This window comes from Rathayibacter sp. AC451, assembly GCF_979253095.1.
Genome location: NZ_CEEDBD010000001.1, coordinates 1,458,720 through 1,473,545 on the forward strand (window position 1 = coordinate 1,458,720; position 14,826 = coordinate 1,473,545).

The window sequence follows — 14,826 nt, forward strand, 5'->3', positions numbered from 1 at the left end:
CGGCCGCTCAGGAGCGCGCGTCGAGCACCCGCCTCAGCCAGTCGAAGGACGCCTTCGGCACCCGGTCGCCGCCTCGTGCGTCGAGGGCGACGAGCCCGTGCGGCCGGGTGTAGCCGTGCTGCCACTCGAACGCGTCGACGAGGGTCCAGAGCTGGACGGACTCGACGGGCAGGCCCTCGTGCACGGCCTCGGCGAGAGCGCCGAGGTGCGAGCCGAGCCAGCGGATCCGCTCGGTGTCGACGATCGCGCCGTCCTCGTCGAGCACGTCGGGGAAGCTCGCCCCCAGCGAGGTGACGACCAGCGGGGGCAGCGCCTCGCCGTACCGCTCCACCAGCCGCCGGAGGACCGACACCGGCGCCCAGGGGGCCGACGGCGAGCCGTCGCCGGTGCGGTCGAGCTCGGGCCACGGCCGCTCGTGGAACGGGAGGAGCGGGGGCGCCCCGACGCCGGTCGGGGCCGACGGATCCCGGCCCGCCGCGATGCGCTGCGGCGGCAGCGGGGCGACGGCGTAGAAGTCGAGGGGCGCGGCGATGCGCTCGAGGTCGCGGGGATCCACGCGGGCGAGGCGCTCGAGGAAGGGCGGCAGCTCCTCCGGGCCCTGCGGGTACGCACCGGTGAGCACCGCGTCGGCGACGAGCCGGTTGCGGAGGACGTCGGCGAGACCGGCCCACGCGACGTCCGCCTCGGAATCCGTCGCGGGCTCGAGGGGCGCGAGGGCGTCGACGAGGCCGATCCGTCCGCTCACCTCGGCCGAGCGCAGCGCCTCGACGGCGATGCCGTGCCCGAGGAGCTGGTGGTGCAGCGCCGGCAGCGCGTTCAGGAGGCGGCCGGCCGCGGGCGCCTGCCTGGTGAGCGCGTAGCCCTCGAGCATCACGGTCGACGGCTCGTCCACCGTCACCCAGTCGGCGACCCGGTCCCCCAGCTTCGCTCCGACGTCGAAAGCCAGATCGCCGAAGCGGAACGCCGTGTCGCGGTTCATCCACCCGCCCGTCAGCGCGGAGGGGGTGTCGCGGTGGTGCAGCGTCAGCACGGTGCGGATCCCCGCTTCGGCGAGCGCGTCGAGGAGCCGGTCGTAGAAGCCCAGTCCGCCGCGGTCGAGCGGCCCGCGGCCGTCGGGCTGCACCCTGGGCCACGAGAGCGAGAGCCGCAGCTCCTCGGCCCCCAGGTCGACGAGCAGGGCTAGATCCTCGCGCCAGCGCAGGAGGAAGTCCGTCGCGATCTCGGGCGTCGCCTCCTCGGCGATCGTGCCGCGCCGCAGCGCGAAGTCGTCCCAGACCGAGCGGCCGCGCCCGCCGGTCTCGAGCGACCCCTCGGTCTGGAAAGCGCTCTGGGCGAGCCCGATGCGCAGTTCGGACGGCAGCAGCCGCCCGAGCTCGCGGGGGTCGTCGAAGCGCGCGGCCTCGGCGCGCACCTGCCGCCGATCGCGTCCGCGTGCCGCGTCCTCGCTCATGGTTCCTCCGAAGGGTCGAGGGTTGTATTCTCGCGGAAGCGCTCTCCCGTCCGCCGACCACTCCGCCGACCGGCGGAGTCGCCGTCCGCCCGCAGGTGTCCATCCGGTGACGACGGGCGCGCCCGCTTGACAGTGCCCGCGCGCGACCGTGCAATGGACGCACAGTGCCAGGACGTGTCGACACAGCAGGACCGGGGGGTTCATCGGGGTCTCCGATGAGCCGTGTCCGTCGATCCCGGATGCGGCGCGCTCGGCGCCCCGCGCTCCTCGCCGCCCTCGTCGCGGTGGTCGTCGGAGCACTCGCCCCGGCCGCGGCGGCCGCGCCGCTGGCCGTCTCCTCGCCCGCATCGGGATCCGTGATCCCCGGTGGCCCGACCGCGGTCAGCGGGACCGGCACGGCCGGGAACCAGATCCAGGTCGGCGTCCGCGGCGGAGGCGATCCCCTCTGCATCACGACGGTCGCGGCCGACGACACCTGGAGCTGCACCGCGACGCTCGCCGACGGACCCGCGGTGCTCACGGCCGTCGAGCTGCTCGCCGCAGGAGGAACGACGACCACGACCGCGCAGCTCGCCGTGCTGAGCCCGCCGGTGATCGGCTCCGTCGACGGCTCGGCCACCTCCGCGGGCTCGGTCCGCGGGACCGCCTACCCGGGCGCGAGCGTGGCGGTGACGACCGACGGCGGTGCCTCGTGCGTCGCCCGGGCCGACGGCTCCGGCGCCTGGTTCTGCCAGCTCGCTCCGACGCCGGCTCCGGGGAGCTACCGCGTGACCGCGACCCAGACGGCCTCGTTCGCCGGCGGCGCCGTCTCGCGGCCGAGCGCCGCCGTCACGCTGGTCGTCGACACCGCCGCCCCACCCGCGCCCACCGTGACCTCCCCGGGTGCCGGCGCCTCCCTCCCCCTCGTGGGCGCCGTGTACTCCGGCACCGGCGTCGAGGGGACGCGCGCCTACGTCTACGTCGACCGCGTGAACACGTGCGAGGCGCCCGTCAGTGCAGGCGCGTGGACGTGCACCGGCGGCACCGTCACCGCCGGGCCGCACCGCGTCTCGGCGATCCTCGGCGACTCGGCGGGCAACTACAGCTCGCCGAGCCCCTGGATCGACGCCGTCTTCGCCGCCGCGACACCCGGACCGACCGCGACGGCCCCCGCCGGGAGCCCCGCACCCGGCGCCGCCACTCCCGGCACGACGACCGGCGCATCCCCCTCCGGCACCCCGGGCTCCGCCGTGCCGACTCCGGGATCGACCGCACCGCGCCCGACGGCGACCCCCGCTCGTCCCGGCAGCAGCGCGACGGCGTCGGCGCGGCCCGAGCCGACGGAGGGCGCCACCGCAGCCCCCGCACCCGGCGCCGAGCCGTCCGCCCCCGACTCCGCGCCCGCTCCCGCCCCGCGGGACGACGACCGCGGCACCCCCGGCGACTGGAGCGCCGCGACCGGCATGACGACCGCGCTCTCCTCCGGCGCACCGCTGGGCACGATGGCCGACTGGATGCGCTCCCTGGCCCTGGCCGTCGCGTCGCTCGCGCTGGTGGTCGTCCCCGCGAGACTGGCCGTGGCGGGCCGCGCACCCCCGCGAGGCCCGCACCTGGCAGCTGACCGGCCGCAACCGGGCGCGCGTCGAGTTCGACGACAAGCCCGAGCGCGCTCCCGCCTCGACCCGCACCATGGTCGTCGGCATGATCGGCTGCGCCGCCGGGCTCAGCCTGCTCTCCGGACGCGTCGACAGCCAGCCCGCCTACCTCAGGCTCCTGATCGCCGTCATCCTCGCGACGGCGCTCGTCAACGCCGTCGCAGCCGGAGTGCCCGCCCTCGTCGGCCGGCGCCTGGGCCTGCCCGGCGTCCGGATCGTCGCCTCACCGCGGGCGCTGCTCCTGGTGGCCGCCGCGGCGCTGCTCTCGCGCTTCGCCGGACTCGACCCCGCCTTCCTGTTCGGCGTGGTGATCGGGCTCCTCCTGCCGGAGGGCGCCTCGCCCGTCGACCGCGCCAAGCTCGCCACGGTGCGCGTCGTCTCGCTCCTGGGTCTCGCGGGGCTCGCGTGGGGAGCCTCCGCGGTCGTCCCGACCGGCGGCTCCGTCGGCGGCGTGCTGACCGCCGAGGTGCTCAGCGCGACGACCCTGATCGCCGTCGGGTCGAGCGTCGTGCTGCTGTTCCCGGTCGGGCGTCCGGCCGGACAGAGCGTCCTGCGGTGGTCGCCGGTCCTCTGGCTGGGTCTCACCCTGCTCTCGACGACCGTGCTCTTCCTCCTGCTCACCCCCACGATCGCCGTGTGGGCGACCGAGGGCGGAGGCGGTCCGGTCGTCTTCGCCGTCGTCGCGTTCACCGTGGTGTGCACGTCGGTCTGGGCCTGGCGCCGCTTCGTCGAGCCGGAGCAGTAGCCGCGCTCAGCCGATCGAGACGGGCTCGCGCACGTCGTCGTCCGGCAGCTCGTCGACCACCGCGCCGACCGTGAACTCCCCGAGCGTCGCGATGCCGTCGTACACACTGAGGAACGCGGTGTCCGCGGCGTCGCGTCCGGTCGCGATGCGCACGAGGCTCTGCCGGGGAGCCAGCGTCGTCGCGTCGACCACCCGCCACTCCCCCTCGATCCAGGCTTCGGCGACCGCGTGGAAGTCCATCGGGGACAGCCCGGGGGCGTAGACCGAGACGAGGCGCGCGGGCACGTCCAGGGCCCGGAGGAGCGCGACCACGAGGTGCGCGAAGTCGCGGCAGACCCCGCGACGCGCGAGCAGCGTCCGCTCGGCGCCGTCGGTGGGCAGGCTCGACCCGGTGACGTACGCCAGGCGCGTGCCGACCCAGGAGCTCACCGCGGCGAGGAGGTCGGCCCCGGCGAGGCCGGCGAACTCGGCCCGTGCGGTCGCCCACAGCACGTCCGACTCGGCGTAGCGGCTCGGGCGGAGGTAGCGCAGGCGGTCCACCTCCTCGCCCGCGATCGGCTCGAGGCGGCCGAGGATGCGGGCGGAGTAGTCGATGACGAGCTCGCCGACCCCGGGTTCGAGCACGTGCAGCCGGGTGCCGTGCTGGTCGAGCACCTCGCGGGGGCGCAGGGGCCGACCGTCGAGCGAGACGGTGAGCGACTCCTCGGCCGCGTAGGCGTCGGCCACCGCGATCGAGAGGACGAGCGACGCGGGTCGCGCCACGTCGAGGGTGAGGTGGGCGGTGACGTCGCGCTTCATGGTCGCTCTTCCCGGCTGATGGAGTGGACGGTGCAGGACGGTGCAGGTCTCTCGAGCGAGGCCGGGGCCTAGGGGCTCTGCTCGCCCTTGGGGGGCGGGGTCGGAGCCGCGTCGGGCTCCTGCACGAGCTGGAGTCCGCCGGAGGAGTTCGCCGAGACCGTCAGCAGATCGATCCACGTGCGGTTGATCGAGGGCACCCGGCCGCCGAAGTACTTGAAGTAGAGCGGCACGGAGGGATCGAGCCAGATGCTCGAGCGCCCGTCGCCGACCGCCGGGTCGTCGCGCCACGAGAAGAAGAAGCTCTCGCGGCGGCGCAGCTTGTTGGCGATGACGATCTGGACGTGCGTGAGCGTGCGGTCGTCGAATTCGATCTCGACGCCCGAGGCGCCGTAGAGCAGCTTCCCCATGGAGGTCTCCTGCCGCCCGTCTCCGGGCGGTGCGGTACGGTGCCCTGCGGCACGAGAAGAGGACGGAGCCGTACGGCCTCGCCCTCCGATGATACGGGCGATCCCGGCTCCCCGAGTGAGTGCGCACGCGCGATCACGGGCGTGGAACCGCCCGGCCACGACTCTATTCGAGAGGCACGGGGCGGATCCGGTGTTGACGGGCGGCGTCCTGACGGGTAGCCGCATCTGCACGCCGGCCCCGGATCCCCGGACCCGCCGAGCGGCGCCCCGGCGATGTCGGTGGTCGGACGTACGGTACCCGCATGATCGAATGCACGAGCTGTGGAACCGATGCCGTCGTCCTCGACCGCTCCGGAGCGGACGAGTCCTCCCCCGAGGACCTGGTGGTCCTCTGCGCCGACTGCGCCCCCGGCGAGATCACCGAGGTGCTCGCGGCGGCGCTCCTGGCCGGGTCACCCGGACTGCGGAGCGAGCACGCGCGAGCCGCCTGAGCGCGCATCGGTGCGGGCTCCCGGCCGCCCGGGCACCTGCGGTAGGTCGACCTTCGGGTGGACCGGTGCTCGCCCCCGCCGAGACGACGTGAACCGGGGCCGGACATCCGGTCGAGGCCCGTTCCGAGTCCCTTCGGTCTTCGGAGCACTCCTGAGGCGACACGGACGGGGGTACGACGTCCGGTCAGGGCCCGCCCCGAGTCGCTTCGGGCAACGGGACGTCTTCGAGACGTCACGGATCGAGGCCCGTCGTGAGGTCGCAGCCCGTTCCGAGCCCCTTCGGTCTACGCGCCGTCCCCGAGACGACAAGGATCGGGGCCCGACGTGAGGTCGCGGCCCGGGGTGCGATCGGACGTGCGCCGGAACGTCCGCCGCCGCGGAGTCGGATGGCTAAGCGTCAGGACGGATGCGACCTCCACCCGCTCGGGCGACGATCGCTGCGGAGTGCCCCCACTGGGACTCGAACCCAGACTGAGACGATTTTAAGTCGTCTGCCTCTGCCGATTGGGCTATGGGGGCGGCTTCCGCGGGGCGCGATCACTCGCGCCCCGCGGGAGCGGGGTCAGGACTTGGCGGGCTCTCCGCCGACGGTCACGGGCGCACCGGCGGGGCCGGGAGTACCCGCCGCGGGAGCGGCAGGAGCGGCGGCCGGAGCGGCCTTCGGTCGGGACGCGTAGGTCTCGAAGGAGCCGCGCGGGTACTCGCGCGCCTCGATCGACACGATGTCGCGGCCGAGCCAGAGGTTGTTCCACCAGCCCCACACCACGCGGAACTTGCGCTCCCACGAGGGCATGGCCAGGCCGTGGTAGCCGCGGTGCATCACCCAGGCGGGGAAGCCCTTGATCGCGATCTTGCCGGACTGGAAGACGCCGATGCCGATGCCGAGACCGGCGACGGCTCCGATGTTCTTGTGGAAGTAGTCCTTCGGCTTCTCGCCGCGGAGCACCGCGACGATGTTCTTCGCCATGAGCTTGCCCTGGCGCACCGCGTGCTGGGCGTTCGGGACGCAGTAGCCGCCCACTCCGCCGCCGGTGAGGTCGGGGACGGCGGTCGCGTCGCCGGCACCCCAAGCGCCCTCGACGAGGACGTCGTCGTGGCCGACGCGCAGGTCGGGGCGCACGCGCAGACGTCCGCGCTCCTCGATGGGGAGGTCGGAGTTCTTGATCGACGGGTTCGCCATGACGCCCGCGGTCCAGATGATGAGGTCCGACTCGAAGGTCTGACCGGTCGACAGCTCGATGACGCCGTCCTGGGCCGACTTCAGCTGCGTGTCGAGGTGGACCGTCGCTCCGCGCTGGTCGAGGTTCTTCAGCACCCAGTGGCTGGTCTCGAGCGCGACCTCGGGCATGATGCGCCCCATGGCCTCGACGAGGTGGAACTGCGTCTCCTCGAAGTCGATCTCGGGGTAGCGCTTGAGCAGCGCGCTCGCGAAGGAGCGGAGCTCGGCGAAGACCTCGATGCCGGCGAAGCCTCCGCCGACGACGGTGACGGTCAGCAGGCGCGAGCGCTCGGGACCGGCGGGCAGCGTGGCCGCCTTGTCGAAGTTGGTGAGGATGCGGTCGCGGATCGCGGTCGCCTCCTCGATCGTCTTGAGGCCGATCGCGTTGTCGGCGACGCCCGGGATCGGGAAGGTGCGCGAGACGGAGCCGGCCGTGACGACGATCTGGTCGTACTCGAACTCGTAGGGCTCGCCGACCGTGGGGGTGATCACGGCGGTCTTCGCGGCGTGGTCGATCTTCGTGACCTTCGCGGCGAGGATCGCGGTCTTCTTCAGGTGGCGGCGGAGCGACACGATGGCGTGGCGGGGCTCGATCGAGCCGGCGGCCACCTCCGGAAGGAAGGGCAGGTACGCCATGTACGGCAGCGGGTCGGCGATCGTCACCTCGGCCTCGCCGGGGCGCAGGTACTTCTCGAGCTTCCACGCGGTGTAGAAACCGGCGTAGCCGCCACCGACGATGAGGATTTTGGGCACGGTGAACTCTCCAGAGGGATGGACTGTGCGAACACCCTACTACTCGCGAAGTGCCCGCTCTCGACGGCGGGTGGCAGCACTGACCCCGACGAATCCGAAGTCTAGCGAAGTGCGGGCCGATCGAGGCGGACCGCCCTCCCGCCTAGGAGGCGGCGGAGTCGTCGAACGGACGGCAGGCGCAGCGCTCGGGAGACCAGTCGGCGCGCGCGAGGGCGAGGTCGCCGATCGGGTTCACTCCCGGACCCGCGGCGAGCGAGTGGGCGGCTAACGCGTGCAGGCACTTCACCCGCGAGGGCATGCCCCCGGAGGAGATGCCCGCGATCTCGGGGACGGAGCCGACGCTCTCGCGGTCCGCGAGGAACGCGCGGTGCGCGGCGGCGTACGCCTCCCGCAGCTGCTCGTCCTCGGCGAGGAGGTCGTTGTACTCCGCCATCACCTGGGTGGCCTCGAGCTGCGAGATCGCGGCCGTCGCGGCGGGGTGCGTGAGGTAGTAGAAGGTGGGGAACGGCGTGCCGTCCGCCAGGCGGGGGCTCGTCGAGACCACGGTGGGGTTGCCGCAGACGCAGCGGGCGCTGATGCCGACCACGTCGCGGGCGGGGCGGCCCAGCTGGGCGGAGACGACGGCGACGTCGCGCTCGCTGGGCGGATCGAAGGGGGGCGTGGTCACGAGGGCTCCAGGGGACGTCGACCGGACGGAACGATCCAGTCTACGCCGGGGCGCTCACGGGGCGGGCGGAGCCGGCTCGGCGGGCGCGAGCTCCTCGGTCGTCGGCTCCCCGAGGCCGGCCACCGCGATCGAGGACAGCAGCGAGCCCGCCCAGTCGACCGGCGTCTCCTGCACGGAGTCGCTCGCGGGCTGCTCCGCCTGCTGCGCCACGGCGATGTCGTCGAGCACCAGGTAGCTGACCTCGCCCGGCATGACGAAGTAGAGGCGCTCGCGGGCCTGCGCGCGGATGAACGCGGGGTCCGACCAGCGCGTGCGCTCCTCGTCGAGGTTCTGCGCCTGGGTCTTGGCGGCGTCGACCGTGCGCTGGAGCTCGGCGATCTCGGCGCGCTGCTCGACGAAGGTCTTCACGCTCGGGGCGAGCACCACGACGGCCATGATCATGATCCCCATCACGAGGAGGGTGAAGCCGGAGCCGCGGACGCCGGCGATCCACGCGGACGACGGCGCGGCGGGCGGCTGCTTCGGGCGGGCGGGGCGGGACGCCCCGGACCGGGACGCCGCACCGGCGGGGCGGCTGCGCGTCGAGCCGGACGCCGCTGCGCTCCTCGTCCCCGAGGCGGGCTTCGACGCCGCGCCCGGCCTCTTCGCCGCACCGGGCTTCTTCGCCGCACCGGCCGACGACGCCGCACCGGGCTCCGCGGCACCCGAGGACGCGATCGGAGCCTCCGGCTCCTGCCGACGCGGGGCGCTGCCGGGAGCGGAGGGACGGCGGGGCGGTCGAGCCATGGCGGAGGCCTCCTCGGCGGTGCTGGGGGAACGGGAGCGGCCCCGGTGCCCGCACCGAGGTGCGGGACGACCGGGGCCGCTGGGCGAGGCTACGCCGAGAAGCGCGGGAAGGCGGAGCGACCCGCGTAGGTGGCCGCACCTCCCAGGATCTCCTCGATGCGCAGCAGCTGGTTGTACTTCGCGACGCGGTCCGAGCGGGCGGGGGCGCCCGTCTTGATCTGGCCACCGTCCACCGCGACCGCGAGGTCGGCGATGGTGGTGTCCTCGGTCTCGCCGGAGCGGTGCGAGAGGATCGCGGTCATGCCGCTGCGCTGGGCGAGGGCCACCGCGTCGAGCGTCTCGGTGAGCGTGCCGATCTGGTTCACCTTGACCAGGATCGAGTTGCCGGCCTTCTCGGCGATGCCGCGCGCCAGGCGCACCGGGTTGGTGACGTAGAGGTCGTCTCCGACGAGCTGCACCTTGTCGCCGATCTCGGCGGTGAGGTGGGTCCAGCCGGCCCAGTCGTCCTCGTCCAGCGGGTCCTCGATCGAGACCAGCGGGTAGTTGGCGACGAGGTCGGCGTAGTAGGCGGAGAGCTCCTCCGCGGTCAGCTTCTTGCCCTCGAACGTGTAGGCGCCGTCGTTGTAGAACTCGGAGGAGGCCACGTCGAGCGCCAGTCCGATGTCCTTGCCGGGGGTGAAGCCGGCGGCCTCGACGGCCTTGAGGATGAAGTCGAGCGCCTCGCGGTTGGTGGGCAGGTCGGGGGCGAAGCCGCCCTCGTCGCCCAGGCCCGTGGCGAAGCCGGCCTTCTTCAGCTGCGCCTTGAGCGCGTGGTAGATCTCGACGCCCCAGCGCAGGCCCTCCGAGAAGGACTCGGCGCCCAGCGGGACCGCCATGAACTCCTGGATGTCGACGCCGGTGTCGGCGTGCGCGCCGCCGTTGATGATGTTCATCAGCGGGACGGGCAGCGTGTGGGCGTTCGGGCCGCCGACGTAGCGGAAGAGGTCGAGGTCGGCCGACTGCGCGGCGGCCTTCGCGACCGCGAGGCTGACGCCGAGGATCGCGTTGGCGCCCAGGCGCGACTTGTTCTCGGTGCCGTCGAGCTCGATCAGCTCGGCGTCGACGAGGCGCTGGTCGGTGGCGTCGAAGCCCTCGATGGCCGGGCCGATCTCGTCGATGACGGCGTCGACCGCCTTCTGCACGCCCTTGCCGAGGTAGCGCTCGGAGTCGCCGTCGCGCAGCTCGTACGCCTCGAAGGCACCGGTGGACGCGCCGGAGGGCACGGCCGCTCGCGAGGACGCGCCGTCCTCGAGCAGGACCTCGACCTCGACCGTGGGGTTGCCACGGGAGTCCAGAATTTCTCGGGCGACGACTGCCTCGATAAGGGCCACAACTATCTCCTCTTGACGGGTGCGCCCCCGGAGGGTGGGAGCGGTCGGGAAGGAGTCTACTGACCGCCCCCGAACGGCAGGGGAACGCAGGGCGTGCGTAGACTTCCAGGGCCCTGAACACAGCAGCGCGCCCGCGCGCGAGCCGATCCGGAGGATCCCGTGACCACGACCGCCGCCGCCCTCGTCGAGCGCCTCACCGAGGTCGTCCCCGACTTCCCCGAGCCCGGGATCCTGTTCCGCGACCTCACCCCCGTCTTCGGCGACGGCGAGGCGCTGCGGGCGGTGGCCGACGCGCTGCTGGAGCCCTACCGCGGCCGGATCGACGCGATCGCCGGAGTGGAGGCACGCGGCTTCCTGCTCGCGGCGGCCGCCGCCTACTCGGCGGGGCTCGGCGTCGTCACCATCCGCAAGCCCGGCAAGCTCCCCCGCGCCGTCCTGCGGGAGGACGCGACGCTCGAGTACGGCACGACGACCCTCGAGGTGCACGAAGACGCGGTGCCGAAGGGCGCGCGGCTCCTGCTCGTCGACGACGTGCTCGCCACCGGCGGAACGCTCCACGCGAGCCGCCGGCTGATCGAGCGGGCCGGCTGGAGCCCGAGGGCATCGCCGTCGTCATGGAGCTCGACGGTCTCGGCGGCCGCGAGCTGCTCGCCGGCAGCCGCGTCGACGCGCTCGTCACCGTCTGAGGCGTCGGCGCCCGGGCGCGTCGCCCCGGGGCCGACGCGCGCTCAGTTGAGCGAGAGCGACATCCGCGAGAGCACGAAGGTCTCGATGACCTGCACGACCGTGTAGAGCACGAGCGAGACGCCCGTGACGAGCACGACCGCCGACCAGACGTCGTCGAAGCGCGCCTGCGCCGACCAGCCGGAGATCGAGCCGCCGATGCCGTTGCCGGTCGAGAGCCACTCGGCCAGCAGGGCGCCCGTGATGGCTCCCGGCACCGACACGCGGATCGCCGCGAACAGCGACGGCAGCGCGCCGGGGATCGCGACCTTGCGGATGGCGGTGAGGGTCGACCCTCCGTAGACCGAGACGACGTCGAGCATCTGCGGCGAGGCGTTGTTCAGTCCGAACGCGATCGTGACCAGGGCGGGGAAGAGCACCACGATGCCGCCGACCACCGCGACGGACGCGATCGTGCCCTGGCCGAACACCAGGATGATCAGCGGCGCCATCGCGATGAGCGGCACCGAGCGGAGCAGGAGCGCGAAGGGCATCAGGGCGTGCTCGACGCCCTTCGAGAGCCGGAACAGGATCGCCACGAGGATCGCGACCGCGAGACCGGCGGCGAAGCCGATGAAGGAGTCCCACAGGGTGACTGCGAAGAGCGCGCCCAGCTCGGCGCGGTGCTCGGCGGCGCTCTCGCCGGTGACCAGGTGGTCCCAGACGTCCCACGGGCCCTTGATCACGTAGGGCGAGACGCCGCTGAAGAGGATGACGCCGATCCAGATCGCGAGCACGATCACGATCGTCGAGAGCGCGATCAGGGCGCTCTTGCGCAGGCTCTTGAGCGTCGCGCCCAGCGCCGCCGAGCGCAGCTGACGGCGGAGCTCGTCGACCGCGAGGATCGACGTGTCGGTCGACTGCTCGGTCCTGTCGCGGGTGAGGGTCATGAGCGCGCCTGCTTTCCGGAGGACCAGGGCGCGACGAGGCGGCCGATCAGTCCGACGATGCCGTAGCCCAGGAGCGCGACTCCCGCGCAGAGCAGGAAGAGCGCCCAGACGCGCGGCGAGTTGAGCGAGACCTGCGCGGCGACCAGGATCGGGCCGACTCCGGTCTCGATCTTGCCGAAGTACTCCCCCAGGATCGCGCCGAGGAAGGCCGCGGGGACCGCGATCTGCAGCGCCGAGAGGATGTTGGGCAGGGCCGCGATGATGCGCACCTTGCGCAGCTGCGTGAGCCTCGTGCCTCCGTAGACCGTGACCACGTCGAGCGAGGCCTTGTCGGCCGCCTTGAGCCCGAGGAGGCTGCCCACGACAGTGGTGAAGAAGACCGAGAGGCCGGCGAGGAACACCGCGGTGGCGCTCGGGAGGCCGGGAGCCTCGGCGCCGCCCATGATCAGGAGGACGAGGGTGCCGATCGCAACGATCGGGACGCAGTACGTGACGACCGCGAGCTGCGAGACGATCCCCTCCAGCCACGGCACGACGAGGACGAGGGCCGAGAGCACCAGGGCGATGAGATTGCCCCAGAAGTAGCCCACGGCCGCCTCGCCGATCGTGACGGAGAAGTTGCGCCAGTAGAAGCCGAAGCCGTCGTCGATCGCGACCTGCACGACCTGCACGGGCGTGGGTACGACGGCGTAGGTCGAGGAGCCGGTGGGTGCGCTGACGAGCGCGATGGCCCACCAGACGGCCACGATGCCGACGACCCCGAGGAGTCCGGACGCCCAGGGCGGGAGGGAGAAGGAGCGCCGCTCGAGCGCCGGAGAGGGGGAAGCCGTGGCCACGGTGCGCGTCCTAGTGCTCGTCGGCGGCCGCGCCGCCGTCGCCGAACAGCAGCTCGGAGGCCTGGTCGACGTACGCGTGGAACTCGGGGGTGCGCTGCATCTCGGGCGTGCGCGGACGGGGCAGGTCGATGTCGATGATCTCCTTGACCCGGCCTGGGCGCGGGCTCATCACGGCCACGCGGTCCGACAGGAAGATCGCCTCCGAGATGCCGTGCGTGACGAGCAGCGTGGTGGCGGGCTTCTCGGTCCAGATGCGCAGCAGCTCGAGGTTGAGCTTCTGCCGCGTCATGTCGTCGAGCGCGCCGAACGGCTCGTCGAGCAGGAGCACCTCGGGCTTGAGGATGAGGCACCGCGCGATCGAGACGCGCTGGCGCATGCCGCCCGAGAGCTGAGCGGGCTTGGCCTTCTCGAAGCCGCGCAGGCCCACCAGGTCGATGAGCTCGTCGATGTAGGACTGGTCGACCTTCTTGCCCGCGATCTCGAACGGGAGGCGGATGTTCGACATGACGCTGCGCCACGGCAGGAGCGCGTGGTCCTGGAAGGCGATGCCGAGCTTGTTGTCGCGGCGCAGCTCCTTCGGGGTGCGGCCGTCGACCCGGATGGAGCCGGACGTGGGCTCCTCCAGCCCCGCGAGGATGCGGAGGATCGTCGACTTGCCGCACCCCGAGGGGCCAAGCAGCGCGAGGAAGCTGCCCTGATCGGTGTGCAGATCCGTGTCCTGCAGCGCCGTGACGCTGCGGGAGCCCATCCGGAACGTCTTCGACAGGCCGTGGATCTGGATGCCGGTGCCGCCGGCGTCCTGCTCGCGCAGGAGGCCGGCGTCGGTCGTGTCGGTCACGGGTGGTGCCCTTCGTGGAGGTGGATCGGCGCCGGGATCAGGCGGCGTAGTCGACGAGCTCGGGGTTCTCCTCGTAGACCTCGGCGAGGAGGCTCATGTCGAAGAGGTCGTCGGCGGCGATGTCGATGCCGGCGCCGGCGAGCGAGGCGATGGTCTCGCTCTGCAGCTCGTCCGAGATCGTGAAGAGGCCGTTCGACGCGGTGTCGTCCGAGACCACGAGCTGCTCGGCCTGGATCGTCGCGCCCTCCTTCGAGGAGGCCTCGTCCAGACCCAGGTCCTTGCCGTACTCCTCGACGGCGAGCATCGCGCCCGCCTCCGGGTCCTGCACGGCGTCGGTCCAGCCCTTGATCTCGGCGACCAGGAACGCCTTCAGCGCGTCGCGCTTCTCGGCGATGGCCTGCTCGGTGACCGTGAAGGTCTCGGCGACGAACGGCAGTCCGTTGTCGGCGAAGGGCAGGTTGACGACCTCGTAGCCCTCGTTCGCGACGGTGATCGACTCGTTGGTCAGGTAGGCGATGAAGCCGTCGACGGTGCCGTTGATGAGGACGGAGGGGTCGTACTCGACCGGCACGACGGTGAGGTCGGACTCGGAGAGGCCGTTCGCGGCGAGGAGCGCCTGGAACAGCGAGGTGTTCGACGCCTGGACGCCGATCTTCTTGCCGGCCATGTCGGCCGGGGTGGCGATGTTGCCCGCGGTCGCGATCGAGAGGACCGTGAAGGGGTTCTTCTGGTAGGTCGCGCCGATGATCTTCAGCGGAGCCTCCTGCTGGGCGATCACGGTGCCGACCGAGACGGCGTCGCTGAGCGCGACGTCGGCGGAACCCGAGAGCAGTTCCGCGGTGCCGGTCGACGGGCCCGCGGTGAGGGTGACGCCCGAGAGGCCGGCCTCGGTGTAGTACCCCTTCGAGTCGGCGAAGAACTCGCCCGAGAACTCCTCGTTCTTGATCCACGAGAGCTGGACCTTCAGGGTGCCGAGGTCGCCGCCCTCGCCGCCGCCGCCGGTCGAGCCGGAGGCGTCGGAGGAGCAGGAGGCGAGGACGGAGGCGCCCCCGAGGGCGAGGCCGGCCACGCCCGCCATGCGGAGGAGGCTGCGGCGGTCGAAGGCCGGGGTGCGGAAGGGCGACAGGGTCAAGGGGGACTCCTCGGGTCGAGATCGTCGGGGCTGCTGGGAGCGGCCGCGGTGATGCTGCTGCTGTGGTGCGCGGGTGGCGACGGGTGC

Annotated in this window: 15 protein-coding genes and 1 tRNA gene; 3 read left to right on the top strand and 13 right to left on the bottom strand. The window is 72.8% G+C overall.

Annotated elements, in window-relative coordinates:
- Nucleotides 1-7: 7 nt before the first annotated feature.
- Both AC0CID_RS07020 and AC0CID_RS07025 read right to left on the bottom strand, forming a co-directional pair.
- On the bottom strand, nucleotides 8-1,450 hold the full coding sequence (locus AC0CID_RS07020; protein ID WP_465226251.1) for a glycoside hydrolase family 1 protein: 1,443 nt from the start codon (nucleotides 1,448-1,450) through the stop codon (nucleotides 8-10).
- A 1,078-nt stretch (nucleotides 1,451-2,528) separates the two neighbouring features.
- A complete protein-coding gene (locus AC0CID_RS07025) occupies nucleotides 2,529-2,930 on the bottom strand; it encodes a hypothetical protein (RefSeq protein ID WP_465226252.1) in 402 nt (133 codons plus the stop codon).
- Nucleotides 2,931-3,130: 200 nt separating this feature from the next.
- Here AC0CID_RS07025 and AC0CID_RS07030 point away from each other — a divergent pair, with 200 nt between their 5' ends.
- The gene (locus tag AC0CID_RS07030) at nucleotides 3,131-3,829 is read left to right on the top strand and encodes a hypothetical protein (RefSeq protein WP_465226253.1); all 699 of its coding nucleotides are present in this window, start codon (nucleotides 3,131-3,133) and stop codon (nucleotides 3,827-3,829) included.
- A 6-nt stretch (nucleotides 3,830-3,835) separates the two neighbouring features.
- Here AC0CID_RS07030 and AC0CID_RS07035 read toward each other — a convergent pair whose 3' ends face one another.
- Together AC0CID_RS07035 and AC0CID_RS07040 are read right to left on the bottom strand one after the other, a co-directional pair.
- On the bottom strand, nucleotides 3,836-4,627 hold the full coding sequence (locus tag AC0CID_RS07035; protein WP_465226254.1) for a transglutaminase-like domain-containing protein: 792 nt from the start codon (nucleotides 4,625-4,627) through the stop codon (nucleotides 3,836-3,838).
- A gap of 68 nt (nucleotides 4,628-4,695) precedes the next feature.
- Complete coding sequence (locus AC0CID_RS07040; RefSeq protein WP_207403445.1) at nucleotides 4,696-5,034, bottom strand: DUF7882 family protein; 339 nt, start codon at nucleotides 5,032-5,034, stop codon at nucleotides 4,696-4,698.
- Between the two features lie 302 nt (nucleotides 5,035-5,336).
- Between AC0CID_RS07040 and AC0CID_RS07045 the strand changes: the two genes are divergently transcribed.
- On the top strand, nucleotides 5,337-5,525 hold the full coding sequence (locus AC0CID_RS07045) for a hypothetical protein (RefSeq protein ID WP_207403446.1): 189 nt from the start codon (nucleotides 5,337-5,339) through the stop codon (nucleotides 5,523-5,525).
- A gap of 445 nt (nucleotides 5,526-5,970) precedes the next feature.
- Here AC0CID_RS07045 and AC0CID_RS07050 read toward each other — a convergent pair.
- The 5 genes from AC0CID_RS07050 to eno all read right to left on the bottom strand — a co-directional run bounded on the left by AC0CID_RS07050 (nucleotide 5,971) and on the right by eno (nucleotide 10,320).
- Nucleotides 5,971-6,044: transfer RNA gene (locus AC0CID_RS07050), tRNA-Leu, on the bottom strand.
- A gap of 43 nt (nucleotides 6,045-6,087) precedes the next feature.
- Nucleotides 6,088-7,497, bottom strand: a complete 1,410-nt coding sequence (locus tag AC0CID_RS07055) for an NAD(P)/FAD-dependent oxidoreductase (RefSeq protein ID WP_465226255.1) — start codon at nucleotides 7,495-7,497, stop codon at nucleotides 6,088-6,090.
- Between the two features lie 142 nt (nucleotides 7,498-7,639).
- Nucleotides 7,640-8,164, bottom strand: a complete 525-nt coding sequence (locus AC0CID_RS07060; RefSeq protein WP_465226256.1) for a DUF501 domain-containing protein — start codon at nucleotides 8,162-8,164, stop codon at nucleotides 7,640-7,642.
- Nucleotides 8,165-8,218: 54 nt separating this feature from the next.
- Entirely contained in the window at nucleotides 8,219-8,950 is a 732-nt protein-coding gene (locus AC0CID_RS07065; RefSeq protein ID WP_465226257.1) for an FtsB family cell division protein, read from the bottom strand.
- Between the two features lie 89 nt (nucleotides 8,951-9,039).
- Nucleotides 9,040-10,320, bottom strand: a complete 1,281-nt coding sequence (eno, locus tag AC0CID_RS07070; protein WP_055793720.1) for a phosphopyruvate hydratase — start codon at nucleotides 10,318-10,320, stop codon at nucleotides 9,040-9,042.
- Between the two features lie 159 nt (nucleotides 10,321-10,479).
- Between eno and AC0CID_RS07075 the strand changes: the two genes are divergently transcribed.
- Entirely contained in the window at nucleotides 10,480-11,112 is a 633-nt protein-coding gene (locus AC0CID_RS07075) for an adenine phosphoribosyltransferase (RefSeq protein WP_465226258.1), read from the top strand.
- Here the strand turns inward: AC0CID_RS07075 and AC0CID_RS07080 are convergent.
- From AC0CID_RS07080 to AC0CID_RS07095, 4 genes are all read right to left on the bottom strand, one after another.
- Nucleotides 11,049-11,933, bottom strand: a complete 885-nt coding sequence (locus AC0CID_RS07080) for an ABC transporter permease (RefSeq protein ID WP_465226259.1) — start codon at nucleotides 11,931-11,933, stop codon at nucleotides 11,049-11,051. The two genes, AC0CID_RS07075 and AC0CID_RS07080, sit on opposite strands and share 64 nt — an antisense overlap.
- On the bottom strand, nucleotides 11,930-12,769 hold the full coding sequence (locus AC0CID_RS07085; protein WP_207403451.1) for an ABC transporter permease: 840 nt from the start codon (nucleotides 12,767-12,769) through the stop codon (nucleotides 11,930-11,932). The genes AC0CID_RS07080 and AC0CID_RS07085 overlap by 4 nt, the downstream gene beginning before the upstream one ends.
- A gap of 10 nt (nucleotides 12,770-12,779) precedes the next feature.
- On the bottom strand, nucleotides 12,780-13,517 hold the full coding sequence (locus AC0CID_RS07090) for an ABC transporter ATP-binding protein (RefSeq protein WP_465228062.1): 738 nt from the start codon (nucleotides 13,515-13,517) through the stop codon (nucleotides 12,780-12,782).
- 127 nt (nucleotides 13,518-13,644) lie between these two features.
- Nucleotides 13,645-14,739 (bottom strand): ABC transporter substrate-binding protein, encoded by a 1,095-nt coding sequence (locus tag AC0CID_RS07095; protein ID WP_465226260.1) that lies wholly within the window; start codon nucleotides 14,737-14,739, stop codon nucleotides 13,645-13,647.
- Between the last annotated feature and the right edge of the window lie 87 nt (nucleotides 14,740-14,826).

Excerpts from the sequence above, each read along its gene's own strand:
- AC0CID_RS07020 (WP_465226251.1), bottom strand. The coding sequence starts at position 1,450 with ATGAGCGAGGACGCGGCACGCGGACGCGATCGGCGGCAGGTGCGCGCC.
- AC0CID_RS07030 (WP_465226253.1), top strand. The coding sequence starts at position 3,131 with ATGATCGGCTGCGCCGCCGGGCTCAGCCTGCTCTCCGGACGCGTCGAC.
- AC0CID_RS07035 (WP_465226254.1), bottom strand. The coding sequence starts at position 4,627 with ATGAAGCGCGACGTCACCGCCCACCTCACCCTCGACGTGGCGCGACCC.
- AC0CID_RS07040 (WP_207403445.1), bottom strand. The coding sequence starts at position 5,034 with ATGGGGAAGCTGCTCTACGGCGCCTCGGGCGTCGAGATCGAATTCGAC.
- AC0CID_RS07045 (WP_207403446.1), top strand. The coding sequence starts at position 5,337 with ATGATCGAATGCACGAGCTGTGGAACCGATGCCGTCGTCCTCGACCGC.
- AC0CID_RS07065 (WP_465226257.1), bottom strand. The coding sequence starts at position 8,950 with ATGGCTCGACCGCCCCGCCGTCCCTCCGCTCCCGGCAGCGCCCCGCGT.
- AC0CID_RS07080 (WP_465226259.1), bottom strand. The coding sequence starts at position 11,933 with ATGACCCTCACCCGCGACAGGACCGAGCAGTCGACCGACACGTCGATC.
- AC0CID_RS07090 (WP_465228062.1), bottom strand. The coding sequence starts at position 13,517 with ATGGGCTCCCGCAGCGTCACGGCGCTGCAGGACACGGATCTGCACACC.